Source organism: Vibrio tapetis subsp. quintayensis, from assembly GCF_030409945.1.
Lineage (GTDB): Bacteria > Pseudomonadota > Gammaproteobacteria > Enterobacterales > Vibrionaceae > Vibrio > Vibrio quintayensis.
Map to the genome: position 1 here is coordinate 42,671 of NZ_JAUFQV010000001.1, position 17,437 is coordinate 60,107.

The window sequence follows — 17,437 nt, forward strand, 5'->3', positions numbered from 1 at the left end:
TATGAAAAATGCTTTTTCTCCGCTCAATTTCGCACTGGGTGAAACCATCGACATGTTGCGCGAGCAAGTTAACGGGTTCGCGACGCACCACATCGCGCCTATTGCCGCTGAAGTTGACAAAAATAATGAGTTTCCAAATCACCTTTGGCCGTTATTCGGCGAGATGGGATTACTCGGCGTCACCGCAGGCGAACAATATGGCGGTGCGGATATGGGGTATTTGGCTCACGTTATAGCAATGGAAGAAATCAGCCGAGCTTCGGCATCAGTAGCCCTAAGCTATGGGGCACACTCCAATCTTTGTGTGAATCAAATCTTTCGTAACGGAACACCAGAACAACGCGATAAATACTTACCCAAACTCATCGATGGTAGCCATGTGGGTGCATTAGCCATGAGCGAGCCCAATGCCGGGTCAGATGTTGTCAGCATGCAGCTCAATGCCGTTTTCGATGGTACTCATTACGTGCTTAACGGTACCAAAATGTGGATCACCAACGGGCCTGATGCTCACACCATCGTGGTCTACGCGAAAACAGATCCAAATGAAAAATCACACGGTATTACGGCGTTTATTGTTGAGAGCCAATTTGCAGGGTTTAGCCATGCCCATAAACTAGACAAACTCGGCATGCGCGGCTCCAACACCTGTGAATTGGTGTTCAACAACTGCAAAGTACCAAAAGAAAACATTCTCGGATCACTTAATCATGGAATTGAAGTGCTCATGAGCGGATTAGACTACGAGCGAGTGGTGCTAGCCGCAGGCCCAGTTGGCATCATGCAGTCTTGCCTTGATCTTGTTATTCCCTATGTACATGACCGAAAGCAATTTGGTCGTTCCATTGGTGAATTCCAGCTCGTGCAAGCCAAAGTCGCCGATATGTATACCCGCACAAACGCGGCCCGTGCATACCTTTATGCCGTAGCGGCGGCGTGTGATAGAAGAGAGGCAACCAGAAAAGATTCCGCTGGCGTGATTCTATATGCCGCCGAATTGGCGACTCAAATTGCATTAGACGCCATTCAGCTTCTAGGCGGTAACGGCTACATCAACGAGTTTCCGGCAGGTCGATTACTGCGAGACGCAAAACTATATGAAATTGGTGCTGGCACCTCAGAAATTAGGCGAATGTTGATTGGCCGAGAGTTGTTTGAAGAGTCTCGCTAACTTAACTCCTAGCTAAATCAACTCACAGCTAAGTGTTCAACATGAAAAGGATGAGTCATGACCATTATTCAGACAAAAGCAAAGCCGAGTGACCCACACTTTATCGCTAATGAAAAAGTCATGACCACAATGTTAGAAAACCTCCAATCGAATCTAGACGTTATCAAACAAGGCGGTGGCGCGTCGGCAATCGAGCGCCAAAAAGCCAAAGGAAAGCTTCCCGTTCGCGAAAGAATTACCCACTTGCTTGACCCAGATTCACATTTTCTAGAAATCGGCCAATTCGCGGCATGGCGGGTATATGAAGATGCGCTTCCTTGCGCAGGTGTTGTGGCTGGCATTGGCCTGATTCATGGGCTTGAGTGCATGGTCATCGCCAACGATCCATCAGTAAAAGGCGGCACCTATTTCCCATTAACCGTAAAAAAACACCTACGCGCACAAGAAATTGCCGAACAATGCCATTTACCTTGCGTTTACTTAGTGGATTCTGGCGGGGCTAACCTTCCCCATCAAGACGAAGTATTTCCAGATAAAGAGCACTTTGGCCGAATTTTCTACAATCAAGCACGCATGTCTGCCAAGGGAATTCCTCAAATCGCAGCTGTATTGGGTTTATGTACAGCAGGTGGCGCTTATGTGCCCGCTATGGCTGATGTATCCATCATCGTTAAACAACAAGGCACCATATTTCTAGCCGGACCACCACTCGTCAAGGCCGCTACAGGGGAGATCGTAACCGCAGAAGCACTAGGCGGTGCGGATGTGCATTGTAAAAAATCTGGCGTTGCCGACTATTACGCAAACAACGAAGCCCATGCATTAACCATCGCAAGGCAAGCGATCAGCAGTTGCAACCAAGCCTCATCGGAATCAATGACTGCCACTAAGCTGTCAAAACCATCCATCGCCCCACCGAGATACCAAGCCAAAGAACTATACGGCATCGTTAACGCCGACTTACGCCATTTATTTGATGTACGAGAAGTCATCGCTCGAGTGGTAGACGACTCAGACTTCGACGAATTTAAAGCCTTATATGGGCAAACGCTAGTCTGTGGCTTTGCCAAGTTACATGGCAACCCCATCGGCATCGTCGCCAACAACGGCATCTTATTTTCAGAGTCTGCACAAAAAGGCGCGCACTTTATAGAGCTGTGTGCAAAGAGAAAAATCCCTCTGCTTTTCTTACAAAATATCACCGGTTTCATGGTGGGTCAGAAATACGAGTCTGAGGGCATTGCCAAGCATGGCGCAAAGTTGGTCATGGCGGTGGCGTGCGCTGATGTGCCAAAGTTCACCGTCATCATTGGCGGCTCTTACGGAGCAGGAAACTACGGAATGTGTGGCCGAGCTTATAACCCAACCATGATGTGGATGTGGCCTAATGCCCGAATTTCCGTCATGGGTGGAGAACAAGCTGCGGGGGTGATGGCTCAAGTAAAGCGAGATATTAAGAAGCGAACAGACCAGCCATGGAGCGAGCAGGAAGAAGCTCAATTCAAGCAACCGATCATTGATCAATATGAACAACAAAGTCATCCATTTTACGCCAGTGCTCGCCTTTGGGACGACGGGATCATTGACCCCAAAGACACGAGAGAGCTCGTTGGATACGCACTCGCGGCAGCACTACGAGCCCCTATTCCAGAAAGCACATTCGGTATTTTCCGTATGTAGCGATCGCTATATCGCTTTCACTATGGACGTTGACAAACAAACCACAAATAAGGAGATCAAATGACTAATGAGGCAGAACAAATGGATCATCGTGCCGAGGATGTGCTTTGCCATATCGATAACAGAGGGGTTGCATCGCTGACACTCAACCGCCCCAGCAAATACAACGCCTTTGACGATGTAATCATCAATCAACTGCTCACACACCTTCAAACACTGGCTGATAACCCTGCAATTCGCTGCCTCATATTGCAAGCCAACGGTAAACATTTCTCTGCTGGAGCGGATCTTTCGTGGATGCAATCCATGGCGAATAAATCAAATGATGAAAATCAACAAGATGCACATAACTTGGCACTTTTACTTCACTCACTAGATAACTTCCCACACCCCACCCTTGCCGTCATTCAAGGCAGCGCCTTTGGTGGCGCGCTTGGTCTCATCTGCTGTTGCGACATGGCCATTGCTTGCCAAAGTGCTCGGTTTTGCTTAAGTGAAGTCAAACTCGGGCTGATCCCGGCCACAATTGGGCCCTATGTGAATCGAACGATAGGAACACGTCAAGCTCGGCGCTATATGCTTACCGCTGAAACCATCAGTGCCAACAGAGCACTTAAATTGGGGATCATCCATCGTCAAGTTGAAGCGCATGGTCTAACCCGCCAGCCATCAACACCCATCAGCCAGTTTATTGATGCCATACTTGCCCATAGCCCAAATGCTTTGACTCAAACCAAGCAGCTATGTGCTCATTGTTACGCTCATCCCATTGATGACGATCTAGTAACCCATACCAGCCAATTGATTGCTGATGCGCGAGCTTCAAAACAAGGAAAAGAAGGGTTACGTGCGTTTTTCGACAAACGACCGCCTAAATGGTCTTCCGATGAGTAATCGCCTCCCCTTTCCCGCGCTTACGAGCGCTTCTGTGGTTGCTAGCAGCTTACCAAGCCATGTTCGCGTCGTTGAAATGGGCGCTCGAGATGGTTTGCAAAACGAAGCCAAAGTCAGCGCTGAAACCAAAATCGCTTTGATCAATCAACTTTCAGCCACCGGGTTAACCCATATCGAAGCTGGCTCATTTGTTTCTCCCAAATGGGTGCCACAAATGGCAGACTCTTATCAAATACTGCAACGCATACATCGAACGCCCAATGTGGTTTATTCTGCATTGACACCCAATTTACAAGGGCTAGAAAAAGCCATTGTTGCAGGAGTAGATCAAGTAGCCATATTTGGCTCCGCTTCTGAAGGGTTTTGCCAACACAATATTAATTGCTCGATTACCGAAAGTTTTGAACGCTTTATTCCACTCATTAAGCGAGCCAGTCAACTCAACATCCCGGTTCGTGGTTATTTGTCCTGCGTGATGGACTGCCCTTACGATGGCGCAACCGAGCCTAAACAAGTCGCACAGATTGCAAAGGAGATGATTGATCTTGGTTGCTTTGAGGTTTCCCTCGGCGACACCATAGGAACCGGAACCCCAGTCCGTACCGCTAAAATGTTAGAAGCCGTTTTGTCTCAAATACCAAACCAAAACATCGCGGTTCATTTTCATGATACTTGGGGCCAAGCTCTAGCCAATATATATCAGTCACTACTCATGGGTATTGAGGTGATCGACAGCAGTGTTGCAGGATTGGGAGGTTGCCCGTACGCACAGGGAGCAGCAGGAAACGTAGCGACCGAAGATGTACTGTATTTGTGCCATGAGCTTGGCATACACACGGGAGTCGACTTGATGGAAGTCGCGAAAGCGGGTTGGGAAATAAGCCAGCGACTAAACCGTCAACCCAGTTCAAAAGTCTCGTTAGCTCTTTACGCACGTTCTGTATCCAAGACGAAATCTAAATGAGACAGGCACGTTATACGCTAGGCAGATTTATACCGGACAGACACCATAAAATTAAAGGAACTGACAATGTTTGAATGCGCCATCAAACCACGCTTTACCGATACTGACGCATTAGGCCACATCAGTAATACCGCATTTCCTATTTGGTTCGAGCACGCCAGAACGCCGATATTCGAAATTTTTCACCCTAGCCTAGACCTAAAAACCTGGCCTTTGATCATCGCTCGAATTGAGGTTGATTTAAAAGCGCAGTCTTATTGGAACAAACCCGTTGAGATACGCACCACGATAGGAAAACTCGGCAACTCTTCTTGCCAAGTTGTACACACCGCGTGGCAAGACGGTATTGAGGTGGCATCTGGGATAGCGGTGCTCATTTACTTTGACTACAAAAGCAAAACGTCTATTGCCATACCTGACCAAATCCGTACTGAATTATTGGCTGTTTGATGATCAACTCATTCAGCTTCAGTTTTGTCTTCATCTTCACTTTTAACCGCGTAATAAACACTACCGACGCTCAACATTAATAGGATGAGCGGAATGGCTGCTGCGGTAGCCTCAGTCCATGGGAGATCGGCAAAACTTTTGGCTAAAATTAGGTGACCGAAGATCACTAAAAAGGCACCTACAATCGTGACCGCAAGAAGCCTTAGTTCATGTTTAGTTTTTGTCGTTTTCATCAAAAGAACCCAATTTATGAATGAGTTCCCATTGCAACACGCCATTAACTGTTACGCATAGAACAGATTTAACGATAAAAAACAGAACAGTTTAACTTTATGCATGGCCTAGCAACCTGAAATTCCAGTTTTCAACCTGATTGGTCTCTAAACGAATCAATACTTTACTCATCCAACTGTCTGACAGTCTGCTCTGCTGTTTCAGCATTTCTAAACCATCTTTGTTTAAAGGGTCACCAAAAAAGGCATCGCATACTTCACGTATAGACATGGCGCGTTCTGGGCGATCTATCAAGTTTAAAGGGGTATTTTTACTTACTTTACCCGGAGTGATAACACGGTATAACCAGCCACAACGGCTAATGTCTTGCATACCAACCGACAAACCATCAACACCCCAGCGTTTATTCAGCTTAAAGCATGGTGAGCGCGGCTGGCTCACTTCAATAACCGCCTCGCCCCATTGATAGCGATCACCAATGCATACCGTGTCTTCAGTCATACCGATAGAACTCAAGTTTTCCCCCATACCGGGAGCCGACCAGTTCATATCGTCACCATACTTTTGTTTCCAGTAAGCATAATGTTCAGCTGGGTATTGATGTAAAGCACGCTCGACACCACCATGGTGCTTCTTATCGGCACATTCATCACCGTCTAGGCCCAACGCTGACAAAAACACGTCACCCTCAATTGTGCTTTTGTCTATTGCTGTTTCTAAGCCATGGCTCTGTTGGATTTTTCCACGGTAAATTCCGTTTAGGTAAATTTGCTTTGTCATGTTCAATCTCCGTTTTGCAGAACCCTAGCAATTTTAGTTACCTAGGTAAACCGGCACAGGGATAATTTATAAAATACTCATATTGTACGCCACTTGAGCAAGTCGCTTTATTGCTTCCAGAACCTTGCCTTCACATAAGTAAGAATAATTAACTCGAATATGTCTTGTGTGGTTTTTCTGGCTACTGAACAGTGTGCCTGGCGCGATAGCCACTTGTTCATTTAACGCGGCCTCGTAGAATGTTGAACAATCGAAATCGTTACCAAACTCTAACCAAAAGAAGTAACCGCCACTTGGGTCAGTAATGCGAACTGACGGTGGAAAGTACTTTTTAATGGCATTCCGCATCTGATTTTTGCGCTGCTCTAACGTTCGTCGAAGCTTTCTTAAGTGAGCATCGTAAGCGCCGTATTGCAGATAATGGCTTATTCCTAACTGTATTGGCACGCTGGTCGATAACGTCGACATTAGCTGTAACCTTTGTATCGATACACTCCTTGGCCCCGCAACGACCCAACCTAAACGGAACCCAGGAGACAAACACTTAGAAAAGGAACCACACAACATCACATTATGATGCTCATCATAGGCTTTAGCTGGCTTAGGTTTTTCTGCATCAAAATACAGCTCGGAGTACACATCGTCTTCTATCATGGGGACGTTGTGTTTGTTTAGTATCTTGACTAAAGCTTGTTTATTCGGCTCTGACATGCAGTAACCCAATGGATTTTGGAAATTAGTCATTAGCCAACAAGCTTTGATTGGCAACTCAGTGAACGCCTGATCGAGAGACGATATATCAATACCTTTAGTTGGGTGAGTAGTAATCTCGACCGCTTTCAAGTTAAGTCGCTCTATCGCCTGCAACGCTCCATAAAAAGCAGGGCTTTCTATCGCCACGAGATCGCCCGGTTTGGTCACCGCTTGCAAGCTCAAATTTAAGGCTTCCATCGCACCAGACGTAATCACAATGTCTTCAGGAGAAACACTTAACCCCTGCTGAGAATAGCGTTGAGCGATGGTCCGCCGCAAACTGTCACTGCCCGGCGGCATGTTCAGTATGGCGCTATTTTCCGGCATTTTTCGACTGGCGCTGGCTAAATTTCTCGCCAACGTTTGTTGCGGAAAAAGAGAGGGGTCAGGAAAGGCAGAGCCTAGTGGGATGACATCGGGTTGCTGGTTTTTCTTTAAGACACCAAACAACAAATCGTTAATATTAACGTCACGGACTTTAGGTGAAACAACCGATGTAGAAACAGGCTCAGACTGTGAAGCAATCAAATCTTCTATTTGTGGAGCAACAAAGTAACCAGATTGAGGCTTGGCTACCACCCATCCTTGGCTTTCCAGTAATTGATAACTCTGTAATACGGTAGAAATGCTATAGCCTGTGCTCTTACAGCTCGCTCTTACAGACGGGATTTTGTCGCCAGAACGCCACACTTTTTGCGTGATCTGTCGCTTTAGATCTTTAGCCAGTCGTTCGTAACGCGTCATTAAAATGTCTTCCACCATTCCTTGGCCGAACACTGTATCACCAGATGTAGTCCAGTGGAAATTCAGCACAAAAGCGTTTGAGTTGTCGCTTAATCACCGATTTAACTATTGTCCGAATACGTACAGAACCACGCTCAAGGTTGCTATTTTTTGGTTTGGGCGTATGCTTCCGCGACATCCATATTAGGCGTAAACTCCTTCACTTATGCCTAATGAGTGTTTGATAAGTCATTAACGATAAAAAGAGACAAACATGCGCGGAGAACTCTATCTATTTGTTGCAACCATTCTAGCCGCCATCGGCTGGATTGCATCCAAAATGGTGATTCAAGACGTACCGGGCGACACATTCATTGCCACACGGTTTTTGCTTGCAAGCTTGATTCTTTTGCCTTTTTGCTATAAATCCATCATTAAGTTAGGTCTAAAGAGAATCGCAGCGTCTTGTGGCGTTGGCCTATTTTTGGCGATCTCACTGCAGGTATGGATTTACGCCTTATCAATAAGTGAGGGGTTGTCTGAAGGCGCATTCATTATGGCGCTAGCGATGATCATTGCTCCAATGACTGCGTGGGTACTATTCCGCAGCAGACCAAATCGCTCATTTTGGTTTGCTTTACCAATCAGTATTCTCGGCATGGCTTTGCTTACGTTAGGCAATGGTTGGCATATAGAAGAAAGCCAATTATTTTTTCTGCTTGCGTCAGCCCTGCTCTCTGTCCATTTTGTATTAAACAAAAGAGTCAGTGCCAGCGTAAAACCGTTAGTGACCATCACCTTGCAGTTGTTTACGGTAGGCGCAGCGGGCACCGTTTTCGCACTGCTTAGTACCACAGCTGAATTTGAGATCACCAATCAAACCATTTTTTGGTTCACGGTTTCAACCCTTGTCGCTACATCGATTCGCTATCTGTTTCAAACCATGGGGCAATTTACGGTCAAAATCGAAACGGCATCATTATTAATGATTCTAGAACCCGTTTGGACCATGATCATGAGCTTTACCCTTCTAGGCGAACAACTAGACGCACAGAAGTTGATTGGCGGAAGCGTGATTTTACTGTCTTTGTTTATTTACGTTCGTTTTACTCAAATTCAGAAAATACTTGGCTTTCGTTCTTAAATTATATGAAACTTTTCCGGTACTCCTCTCGCGGAAACACAAACTAAGTTGCCAATAACAGTGCAAGACACGCGGGAATATAAGGGCTAAGCTAACCACTATTGAAATCGATCGAATCACAACTTACGTCAAACTTCTAAGTGATTGCTTGTCCTACCATTAGACGCTATCTTAGCTGGTAGAATAAAAAATGTATTTTTAATGTCTGTTTGGAAAATGAATGAAAACCCGTGATAAAATCATCTATGCAAGCCTAGAGCTGTTCAACAAGCTCGGTGAACGTTCCGTTACGACTAACCATATCGCGGCACACTTAGGAATAAGTCCGGGTAACCTTTACTATCACTTTCGAAATAAAGAAGACATCATTCATTCCATTTTTGAAGAATATATCTGTTACATGGATGAGTCATTTTTACCTGCATCTGAAGACACGTCCGCGGCAGAAACACTACGACAATATTGTGACCAGATATTCGATAGTATTTGGCGATTTCGTTTCTTTCACGCCAGCATGCCTGACATTCTACTTAAAGACGAAAACCTGCATCAAAAATACTTAGGCGCCCATAAACAGCTTAGTGAACGAGCCCAAACCTCGCTGTATAGAATGAGAAAAGAGGGGGTTATCGCCATCGACGACGATGCTATCTATGACTTGGTGGAGCTGATGCGTTTGGTGGCCGGTTTCTGGCTAAGTTCTTGGATGGCGAATACTCGCAATCAAGAAATATCGCGTGCTGCAGTATATCAAGGCGTATTAAAAATGATTGCCTTAATGAGCCCATACGCCACCACAGAGGGCAAGCCTACCCTTGATGCTCTTAAAGCAAAATACGAAGAATTGAGAATAAGTCACGAAGATCACACTCTAGATGCAGCGCAAGGCAAAGCACCGCTTAATTCATACCGTACCGACCAGCGTTCATTAGTACGACGTTATGACGAACTATTTGGCAAAGAAGACTAAATAGCAATAACTCGAATTGAATGAAAAGAGCCGATAATCTGATTGAGATTGTCGGCTCTTTTTCTTTAGGTGAATTTATTGTTGTCTAGCATGACTAACATGCAATGATTTCTTTTATCGTAAACTCTTTCCCTCCTAACAGCCCCCATTCCGCACTGTGACATTCTGGACAATGAGAGCGATTCTGAATCACGTTGAACACATGGTGGCATTGCTTGCACATCGCATTTGCAGGCAGAATTTCAATCTTCAATTTGGTCTTTTCAAACGCCGTACCATCGACGGCGGCAGGGTAGCATTCTTCTATAAACCGAGGGATCATCGATGAGAGTTCTCCAATTTGCAAAACAATAGTGTCAACTTTAGTTACGCCGTTATTGCGTGCAAAATTGCTCACCGTTTTTACCACCTCAATTACCACTCCAAGTTCGTGCATACCCTAGCCCCCTCTGTTTATGACCTTTAATTGCCCATAAAGAACATTGATTTAATCCGCTTAATCGGTTTATTAACCGCAATTCTTACTTTACGCTTTAAAGCATATTTAATGATGGTTTTCTTCGCATCACGTAGGTCAACTCCCTCAGCGTCATAAGCCCTTACTAGTGATATAGCGTCAAACTTACATTGTGTAGTGCACGCCCCACAACCGACACACATAAACTCATCTGCCGTTGCCACGCCACAGCCCAAACATCGCTGTGTTTCAACTTTAACTTGATCTTCCGTGAACGTGTCGCGTAGATCTTTAAATGTCGTTTTGGCTTTTGTCCCATCAACATGGTTGGTCATTTGCCGGTTACTATTGTCGTAACCCGCAAGATCTAGGCTTTGTTTATCAAAGGAGCGATAGTTTCGGTTAATACGCCCGAGTACTAAGCTTTGTCCATTTTGAACAAAACGATGAATCGAAATCGCGCCCTCTTTACCCTGCGCAATAGCATCTATCGCGAACCTTGGGCCGGTTAACGCATCCCCGCCAACAAACACGTCAAGTTCATCACTTTGGTAGGTTGTGGCGTCCGCTTGCATGGTTTGGTTTGGGTTGAGTTTGATCATACTGTCATTCAAAAGCCCTCCCCAATCCATTGCCTGACCAACTGAAATCAGCACATGCTCGGCCTCCACTATTTTGGTTTCACTTTCATCAAAAATCGGGCTGAACTTTCCTGTTTCATCCAATACCGATAAACACTTTTTGAATTCGACCGCTACAACGCGACCGGACTCTGAAATGATTCGAGCTGGTCCCCATCCATTACTAATGCCGATGTCTTCCTCAAGCGCCTCATCTATTTCCTCTTGGTGAGCAGGCATCTGTTGTCTTGATTCCAGACAGAACATTTCTACGCTGTTACTGACGCTAGCACTATTACTGCCCAAACGCGTTGCCGTTCTCGCCACATCAATTGCAACGTTACCGCCACCAATCACAATTACGTGGCCGGTTAATTGTTTACTGTTGCCTAAGTTCACTTCACGTAAAAAATCGACCCCCGTTGTAACGCCAACGCTGTGCTCGCCGTCAATCCCTAGTGAGCGCCCGGCTTGTGCACCAATCGCCATGTAAAATGCTTGATAGCCTTGCTCTCTGAGATCGCTAAGACTGAGTTCTTTACCAATTTCGACACCGGTTTCAAAATTGACACCAAGCTCCCGGAGCACATCAATTTCTGCATTGATGACCTCTTTTTCTAAGCGATAAGATGGAATTCCAAGCGCAAGCATTCCGCCGAGTACTTTTTGCTTTTCGAACACTGTGACAGCGTAACCCTCAACAGCAAGATAATACGCGCATGACAAGCCAGCAGGCCCACCGCCGACGATGGCTATTTTCTTATCAAAGCTGTTTTTACGGCTTGGTACAAAACGCGTCTTCGCATCGAGATCTTGTTGCGCAATGAATTTTTTAATGTCGTCGATGGCGACGGGGTCATCGATATCACCACGAGTACAGTCCGACTCACACTTTTTAGGACAGATACGTCCACAAACCGCAGGGAACGGATTTTCGTGTTTAATGAGTTCTAGTGCTTCCGTGTATTTTCCTTGGGAAGCGAGTTTGATATAGCCTTGAATACCAATATGTGCAGGGCATTCCGCCTTGCAGGGGCTTGTTCCCCCCTCAACCACCACCGCTTTATTGGTTCGATAATCAGGGTTCCATTTGTCGACCCCCCACTCGGTATCGTAAGGCAGTTCGGTTCGCTGCTGCCCATTGGAACTTAGGTGTGTGTCCGGTGAATTCAAGTGTGTGTCCGATGAAGTGCAGAGCTTGTGGCCCAGTTTTAGTGCGTTGGTTGGGCAGGCTTCGACACACTCGCCGCATGCAACGCACTTTTCTCGGTCAATTTTCACAATGTAGTTAGAACGTACCATGTCTGGGTTTTGCCACTGTTCAGCTAACCTCAGTGCAAAACAACCGCAACCACAGCAGTTACAAATTGCGTGCGTTTTTCCTGAGCCGTCCAAATTCGGAATACTGTGCATCAGCCCGTTGTCTTCCGCTTTTTTAATGACCTCGAGCGCTTCGTCTCGTGTAATTTTTCTACCACGACCTGTGCGCACGTAATACTCAGCAGCGTGGCCCATTTGGATGCACATTTCTTCTTTTAGATGCCCGCAACCTTCCCCCATCGCTTCTCTTGACGTTCTACAGGCGCAATCAGAAATAGAGAAAGTGTCATTATCATTTAGGTACTTCGATACTTCTTCGTATGAAACCGTTTTGGTGTCGCCGTCTATCGAGGTTTCAATAGGAATTACCCGCATCGGCCCTGAACCCACAGGGATGTTACCCGCTGCCAATGGGCCTTTTTTCTTACCAAACTCATCAAAAGCGGCACCTAATTGTGGAAACTTCTGAATCAGATCTTTGTTATTGACGATCATTTCCATGTGGCCGGGAACCCACACATCTAACCAGTACTTATCTACCCCATCTTTTTCATTGACGAAAGCAGTACCCGCCACAGCCGACTGCCACAACAGTACTTCAGTTTCTTCGACCGTGCGACCACACAACTTGGCCACTTCAGCTGCACTTCTAGGCTCACGCAATGCCAAGCAAAGTGTTACCTCTGCCATATCTTCTGTAAGAATTGGCTCCAGTATTTTGTACTCCGGATCATCGATTGTTATGCCCGATTTTGAACCTCGCTTTGTCCGGCTGATCTTGTTCGCCAGATCAAGTACTTTGTCTTTCACTACTCGCTGTTTAGGCAGCGCATCCACATCATGATTTGTTAACTTGGTTTTATCTTCCGACATAGCTTATTCCTCACCAAGACCTTTCCATACCGCGACTTGTGTTCGCAACCAATCCGCCCATTCATCAATGCCCTCTCCCGTTTTAGCCGAAATCGGAATCACTTTGATATTTGGGTTTAGTCTTGTCACTCGCTCAATGACTGCGTTCAAATCGAAGTCAAAATAGCCCATCGCGTCGATTTTATTGATCAGTAATACGTCTACGATTGAGAACATAAGTGGGTATTTTAGTGGTTTGTCGTCCCCTTCTGGCACGCTCAAAATCATGGCATTTTTAGAAGCACCCGTATCAAATTCGGCTGGGCAAACTAAATTCCCAACATTTTCTAGAATGGCTAGATCGACACCTTCAACCTCCAACCCTGCAAGGCCTTGCTTAGTCATGCAGGCATCAAGATGGCACATACCGCCAGTATGAAGTTGGATGACTTTGGCGCTTGTTTTCGCAATGGTGTGCGCATCGACATCCGAGTCTATGTCCGCTTCCATAATGCCGATGTGCATTTCGTCTTTCAGTGTTTCAATGGTCTTAACTAATGTGGTTGTTTTGCCTGATCCTGGAGAAGACATCAGGTTAAGCAAAAACAGTTGCTTCTCTTTTAGCTCCGCTCTCAACAATTCGGCTTGCTTGTCGTTGTTATCAAATACGCTTTCTTTGATTTCCAATACTTTAAAGTTATTCATACATTGCTACCTTATTTTTATTTGATTAACCTAAAAGTGCTAAAAACAAACCACTTGAAGCGACGATGCCAGCGATGACTTTTTTCGGAATGAAAGTGGCAGATTGATATCCGACAAACAAAAGTAAAGACGAGCTTAATAGCATGCCGGGAATAAACTGCATGAGGGCAGCGCCGTGTAATTCTGCGCCATGAGCCCAACCATGAAATAATACAAGGCTAATAGACAGGCTCATCAGTGCGTTTGTTAACGCGCTGCTGCTATTACGTGCTTTCCAAATTGTGCCTGCTGCAACAAATGCCGAACCAAGGATCAAGAATTCCAAGCCGCTGACCGCTCCTGCAATTTTCCCAACCATTGTGCCTAAGAACATACTGCCAATTACACCAAGCACAATTAAAGCCTTACCCTTTTTGCTCGCCGCTTGCTGCGCCACGACACCCATCGCGAGTAACACCAATAGATGGTCCAAACCAAAGATAGGATGCAAAAAACCCTGTGAGAATGAATTGATAAGACCATGGTCGCCAACGTGGGCCAACGCCAATTGAGGGGTGAAAACCGCCGTTATTGCTAACGCTTGAATACTGCTCTTTTTCATGTCGCTTTCCTTAATTAAAGTTAAAACCAATAACCCCAGTCATTCATTTCGATGGACGGTGTTTATTGGTTTTAACTCTGATATTGGTTTGAACTCAGATTTTCTATCTCAATGTGTTTCGCTATCTGTCTCGTCGTATTAAGGCTAAAAATAAAGTCAATAAAACAGATGAACACCGATTTGCATCAAGTGCCCACCTGTGAGCCTAATGTTATGAGTGGTCAAGCATGTCTTCTTTGAGATCGCTGTCTGTTGGTTTATCTCCTAACCAAATTGACAAGACAGCACGTCGGAATTGCTCACCGGATGTAACCGTCAGCTCCTCACCGTTTTTAAACGCGACAATGCCTTTGGTCGGCACACTCAAAAATGTGAATTGATCCCCTTCTTGAATTGGCTCCGAAAAGGCCGTAATGAAGGTATCAACACTTTCCTTTATCGGAGAAATATCACCGTTCATCGCCAACTTGAAACCGTCGTATACTGCTTCCGTCATTTTTTCTGACGTGATCATGCCAGAGGTAATATTGAGTCGAATCGCAACGGGCTCTTGAACTGCAATAACCTCGGTCGCATTCGACATCACTTTTGGCGTAAACAACGAACCTACGTAAAGATCCATAAAGAACTTGCTTCTTACACCAGCGCCATTAAAGACCATTTGTGAGCCTTGCAAATCAATGGTGTCTGGAATGCTAACGCCCGATACTTTGGTTTCAGCGATAGCAGTGGATGTCATCGCGGCAGACGCCATCAAACACATTGCACTTACGAGTAGAGTTTTCTTTTTCATCCCACTGTCCTGTCTTGTTCTTGATAATTGAAATAGGAGGTTGGCGCCAATACATTCCATCCGAGGGAGAGCAGTGGATAGGTTCAAATGCATTAGCGCCGAACACGGTATTAATGAAATATCCTAAAATGCGTAGTTGTATTCCAACCAGTAGCTATCATCCGTATCATCACTATCATCGGTTTTGTAGTTCATACGAAGATTCTGGTGGCTGTTAATTTGGTACGCGACAGAAATCTCGCCTTCAACATTCGCCATTTGCATGCCGCCTTTTAGTACATCATCACTCCAGTTTTTGCCTTGTATTGCACCGGTATAACGTGCGCTACCCAACACCCACCAGTTATCATTAATCGTATAACGTGCATACGCCATACCCGTCATGATCAAAGAGGCAACGTCAACGCCGCTACTTCTTAGCCCGAGCGCTCCCGCATTAGAACCAAGTGACGAACTTGCCAACATGTCTAAGTTGTCTTCAACAATTACGCCACCCACATACAAAACCGGGAAAATGTAGAAATTATCAGTAACCGGAATGGTCATGACCGGGCCCGCTTGAACGGCGGTCATCGTGCCGTAGAATGGGTGGTCACCAATGGATGCATCTATCGACCAACCAGTGCCGTTAGTGGTATTGATGGTACCAAAGCGTAAACGGTAAGAGCGCTCACTTTTTTCATCATTGAAAGTCGGTACTAATCCAGCAACTGGGTGGTTGACTGTGCCTGAAAACTTCGCTGACTTATCACCCTCATTGAATACATTTTTTGCTTCAAAGATGATCCCTGTTTTTTGCCCAGAATCTCCCTTTGTTTCAGACAACATTAATTGCCCTTTTAAGTTCATTCCTTCATTGCCATAAGAAACACCAACTGACGTATATACATCAGTAGGGTTTGACATATCGATATCGCTTTTCTTTTCTTCTGCTGCATTAACAAGTGCAGGAGCCATAGACAAAGTAATTGCCATTGCAAGAGTGCTATTTTTCATATTACTACCTATTTAATTCGTTAAAATTTGGACTAAAAATATTGTTATTAGCATTGATACTGAAGTTGATTTTTAAATTATATTTATTGCCGAATTGAATTGTTCGGATTATTCAATACTAAGCAGGTGATTTAATTCTGCTCATTTTCCATTTACCACTGAAGAATACATATGCGTAGGCCGCGTTAATAATAAAGCTCGCAAGACCTGCCAATAACATTAATTCATCATTACGAGGCATCATCACGACATTACTTTCGTACATAAACGGACAGCTGAAGTAATACATAAACGAACCAGCCAGAGTAAATGCTCGTGCTTGTAGCCATGTGCCTTTCTTAATAAACATTGCAGGTAGCGTTGCTGCAATTAACACCATCATTTGCGCGGTTGCTGACCCTGGAAAGTTAAGGTAAACAAAAACGATATTCCAAACATCGTAAGCGATGATCCAGAAAGCCGTCATTGCGGGCCACACCATGTCACGCTCTTTACTCTTATCTGCTGCGATTTTCGCCCATCCAGTTAAGGTTATGATGGATAACACCCCACCAATTGCGTTCAATATGTTAGCCATATTGCCCATGCTGAAATCTTGCATAACAGCTTCAGAAATATTAATGGCTAGGAAGGCCGCTGCACCGAACTTAGCCCATTTCATATCCCCGACTTTGGTAAATCGTATAAGGGTAAATAACGCAGCAGCACCAACAACTGAGTATAACTTTATCCATTTAAACCAGTATGTTACTCCATAGCTTGACCACAGTGGAATCAACACGATAGGCAACACGAACCAGAACAGATAGTTAAGGTTTTTATTGCGACGACACACTTCGTTCAATAACATCAGACCAAACAACACAAACAATACGTGCATGATTGCACGGTATTGATACCACTTGTGAATATTGAACCCATCGTCTTCAAGAGTGAAACGAAATTGCTCTGAATCCAGTACTTTGATTGTGGCACCATCAAAGTCCGTAATTTCATCTCCCGGAATACTTGAGATGGTGATCACGTCACCTTGTTGCGCCCAACGTTGGGTCTCGGTTTTATTAAAACCGCCAGATTGCTTGGTGACCAACACACTGTCATCCACACCAAACTCTAAGCGATAAAACAAGCTACCTTCGCCTGGTTTTCCATCCCGTGTTCCTTGCCAAATTTCTCCGGCAGGGGTGATTGCACTGGATTGTTCATTGGCAGAAACACTGCCAACAAAACCCACGCACATAAGCACAACGGCCATCAGCATGCTTACGAATTTTTGATTTATGAGCTTCATAATCGATACTCTCGTTGGTTATCTATGGGTGCCCAATTA

The 17,437-nt window shown here is 45.2% G+C and carries 17 protein-coding genes; 7 read left to right on the top strand and 10 right to left on the bottom strand.

The features are described 5' to 3' along the window. The first annotated feature begins 1 nt into the window (after position 1). The 5 genes from QWZ04_RS00200 (at position 2) to QWZ04_RS00220 (ending at position 5,159) form a co-directional block, all read left to right on the top strand. The gene (locus tag QWZ04_RS00200) at positions 2 to 1,171 is read left to right on the top strand and encodes an isovaleryl-CoA dehydrogenase (protein WP_290323850.1); all 1,170 of its coding nucleotides are present in this window, start codon (positions 2 to 4) and stop codon (positions 1,169 to 1,171) included. 57 nt (positions 1,172 to 1,228) lie between these two features. Next, positions 1,229 to 2,851 carry a carboxyl transferase domain-containing protein gene (locus QWZ04_RS00205; protein WP_290323852.1) on the top strand — a complete coding sequence of 541 codons (1,623 nt, stop codon included), beginning with the start codon at positions 1,229 to 1,231 and terminating at the stop codon, positions 2,849 to 2,851. A gap of 60 nt (positions 2,852 to 2,911) precedes the next feature. Next, positions 2,912 to 3,745: an enoyl-CoA hydratase-related protein gene (locus tag QWZ04_RS00210; protein ID WP_290323854.1), complete on the top strand. Its 834-nt coding sequence runs from the start codon at positions 2,912 to 2,914 to the stop codon at positions 3,743 to 3,745. Further along, positions 3,738 to 4,709, top strand: coding sequence for a hydroxymethylglutaryl-CoA lyase (locus QWZ04_RS00215; RefSeq protein ID WP_290323856.1), 972 nt, complete (start codon positions 3,738 to 3,740; stop codon positions 4,707 to 4,709). Before QWZ04_RS00210 ends, QWZ04_RS00215 begins: the two co-directional genes overlap by 8 nt. A 66-nt stretch (positions 4,710 to 4,775) precedes the next feature. Then, complete coding sequence (locus QWZ04_RS00220) at positions 4,776 to 5,159, top strand: acyl-CoA thioesterase (RefSeq protein WP_290323858.1); 384 nt, start codon at positions 4,776 to 4,778, stop codon at positions 5,157 to 5,159. A gap of 8 nt (positions 5,160 to 5,167) precedes the next feature. On the opposite strand, the gene QWZ04_RS00225 is transcribed toward QWZ04_RS00220, so the two are convergent. From QWZ04_RS00225 to QWZ04_RS00235, 3 genes are all read right to left on the bottom strand, one after another. Then, a complete protein-coding gene (locus tag QWZ04_RS00225) occupies positions 5,168 to 5,392 on the bottom strand; it encodes a hypothetical protein (RefSeq protein WP_290323859.1) in 225 nt (74 codons plus the stop codon). A gap of 97 nt (positions 5,393 to 5,489) precedes the next feature. Then, positions 5,490 to 6,173 carry an MOSC domain-containing protein gene (locus QWZ04_RS00230; protein WP_290323861.1) on the bottom strand — a complete coding sequence of 228 codons (684 nt, stop codon included), beginning with the start codon at positions 6,171 to 6,173 and terminating at the stop codon, positions 5,490 to 5,492. Positions 6,174 to 6,239: 66 nt separating this feature from the next. Continuing rightward, positions 6,240 to 7,670, bottom strand: a complete 1,431-nt coding sequence (locus QWZ04_RS00235; RefSeq protein ID WP_290323972.1) for an aminotransferase-like domain-containing protein — start codon at positions 7,668 to 7,670, stop codon at positions 6,240 to 6,242. 253 nt (positions 7,671 to 7,923) lie between these two features. On the opposite strand from QWZ04_RS00235, the gene QWZ04_RS00240 reads away from it, so the two are divergent. Continuing rightward, positions 7,924 to 8,793, top strand: coding sequence for a DMT family transporter (locus tag QWZ04_RS00240; RefSeq protein ID WP_290323863.1), 870 nt, complete (start codon positions 7,924 to 7,926; stop codon positions 8,791 to 8,793). 220 nt (positions 8,794 to 9,013) lie between these two features. Then, positions 9,014 to 9,763 carry a TetR/AcrR family transcriptional regulator gene (locus tag QWZ04_RS00245; RefSeq protein WP_290323864.1) on the top strand — a complete coding sequence of 250 codons (750 nt, stop codon included), beginning with the start codon at positions 9,014 to 9,016 and terminating at the stop codon, positions 9,761 to 9,763. A gap of 94 nt (positions 9,764 to 9,857) precedes the next feature. On the opposite strand, the gene QWZ04_RS00250 is transcribed toward QWZ04_RS00245, so the two are convergent. From QWZ04_RS00250 to QWZ04_RS00280, 7 genes are all read right to left on the bottom strand, one after another. Continuing rightward, positions 9,858 to 10,199 carry a hydrogenase maturation nickel metallochaperone HypA/HybF gene (locus tag QWZ04_RS00250; RefSeq protein WP_290323865.1) on the bottom strand — a complete coding sequence of 114 codons (342 nt, stop codon included), beginning with the start codon at positions 10,197 to 10,199 and terminating at the stop codon, positions 9,858 to 9,860. Between the two features lie 26 nt (positions 10,200 to 10,225). Continuing rightward, positions 10,226 to 13,033 (bottom strand): FAD-dependent oxidoreductase, encoded by a 2,808-nt coding sequence (locus QWZ04_RS00255; protein WP_290323867.1) that lies wholly within the window; start codon positions 13,031 to 13,033, stop codon positions 10,226 to 10,228. Between the two features lie 3 nt (positions 13,034 to 13,036). Then, positions 13,037 to 13,717 carry a hydrogenase nickel incorporation protein HypB gene (gene hypB / locus QWZ04_RS00260; protein ID WP_290323869.1) on the bottom strand — a complete coding sequence of 227 codons (681 nt, stop codon included), beginning with the start codon at positions 13,715 to 13,717 and terminating at the stop codon, positions 13,037 to 13,039. 25 nt (positions 13,718 to 13,742) lie between these two features. Then, entirely contained in the window at positions 13,743 to 14,318 is a 576-nt protein-coding gene (locus QWZ04_RS00265) for a HupE/UreJ family protein (RefSeq protein ID WP_290323871.1), read from the bottom strand. A gap of 211 nt (positions 14,319 to 14,529) precedes the next feature. Then, positions 14,530 to 15,111, bottom strand: coding sequence for a chalcone isomerase family protein (locus QWZ04_RS00270; protein WP_290323873.1), 582 nt, complete (start codon positions 15,109 to 15,111; stop codon positions 14,530 to 14,532). Between the two features lie 123 nt (positions 15,112 to 15,234). Beyond that, positions 15,235 to 16,107, bottom strand: coding sequence for a hypothetical protein (locus QWZ04_RS00275; protein ID WP_290323875.1), 873 nt, complete (start codon positions 16,105 to 16,107; stop codon positions 15,235 to 15,237). Positions 16,108 to 16,225: 118 nt separating this feature from the next. Next, positions 16,226 to 17,398, bottom strand: a complete 1,173-nt coding sequence (locus QWZ04_RS00280) for a DUF5692 family protein (RefSeq protein ID WP_290323877.1) — start codon at positions 17,396 to 17,398, stop codon at positions 16,226 to 16,228. Between the last annotated feature and the right edge of the window lie 39 nt (positions 17,399 to 17,437).

What these genes read in the sequence shown, in the direction of transcription:
- QWZ04_RS00200 (WP_290323850.1), top strand. Translation starts at nt 2, where the DNA reads ATGAAAAATGCTTTTTCTCCGCTCAATTTCGCACTGGGTGAAACCATC.
- QWZ04_RS00205 (WP_290323852.1), top strand. Translation starts at nt 1,229, where the DNA reads ATGACCATTATTCAGACAAAAGCAAAGCCGAGTGACCCACACTTTATC.
- QWZ04_RS00210 (WP_290323854.1), top strand. Translation starts at nt 2,912, where the DNA reads ATGACTAATGAGGCAGAACAAATGGATCATCGTGCCGAGGATGTGCTT.
- QWZ04_RS00215 (WP_290323856.1), top strand. Translation starts at nt 3,738, where the DNA reads ATGAGTAATCGCCTCCCCTTTCCCGCGCTTACGAGCGCTTCTGTGGTT.
- QWZ04_RS00220 (WP_290323858.1), top strand. Translation starts at nt 4,776, where the DNA reads ATGTTTGAATGCGCCATCAAACCACGCTTTACCGATACTGACGCATTA.
- QWZ04_RS00225 (WP_290323859.1), bottom strand. Translation starts at nt 5,392, where the DNA reads ATGAAAACGACAAAAACTAAACATGAACTAAGGCTTCTTGCGGTCACG.
- QWZ04_RS00230 (WP_290323861.1), bottom strand. Translation starts at nt 6,173, where the DNA reads ATGACAAAGCAAATTTACCTAAACGGAATTTACCGTGGAAAAATCCAA.
- QWZ04_RS00235 (WP_290323972.1), bottom strand. Translation starts at nt 7,670, where the DNA reads ATGACGCGTTACGAACGACTGGCTAAAGATCTAAAGCGACAGATCACG.
- QWZ04_RS00240 (WP_290323863.1), top strand. Translation starts at nt 7,924, where the DNA reads ATGCGCGGAGAACTCTATCTATTTGTTGCAACCATTCTAGCCGCCATC.
- QWZ04_RS00245 (WP_290323864.1), top strand. Translation starts at nt 9,014, where the DNA reads ATGAAAACCCGTGATAAAATCATCTATGCAAGCCTAGAGCTGTTCAAC.
- QWZ04_RS00250 (WP_290323865.1), bottom strand. Translation starts at nt 10,199, where the DNA reads ATGCACGAACTTGGAGTGGTAATTGAGGTGGTAAAAACGGTGAGCAAT.
- QWZ04_RS00255 (WP_290323867.1), bottom strand. Translation starts at nt 13,033, where the DNA reads ATGTCGGAAGATAAAACCAAGTTAACAAATCATGATGTGGATGCGCTG.
- hypB (WP_290323869.1), bottom strand. Translation starts at nt 13,717, where the DNA reads ATGAATAACTTTAAAGTATTGGAAATCAAAGAAAGCGTATTTGATAAC.
- QWZ04_RS00265 (WP_290323871.1), bottom strand. Translation starts at nt 14,318, where the DNA reads ATGAAAAAGAGCAGTATTCAAGCGTTAGCAATAACGGCGGTTTTCACC.
- QWZ04_RS00270 (WP_290323873.1), bottom strand. Translation starts at nt 15,111, where the DNA reads ATGAAAAAGAAAACTCTACTCGTAAGTGCAATGTGTTTGATGGCGTCT.
- QWZ04_RS00275 (WP_290323875.1), bottom strand. Translation starts at nt 16,107, where the DNA reads ATGAAAAATAGCACTCTTGCAATGGCAATTACTTTGTCTATGGCTCCT.
- QWZ04_RS00280 (WP_290323877.1), bottom strand. Translation starts at nt 17,398, where the DNA reads ATGAAGCTCATAAATCAAAAATTCGTAAGCATGCTGATGGCCGTTGTG.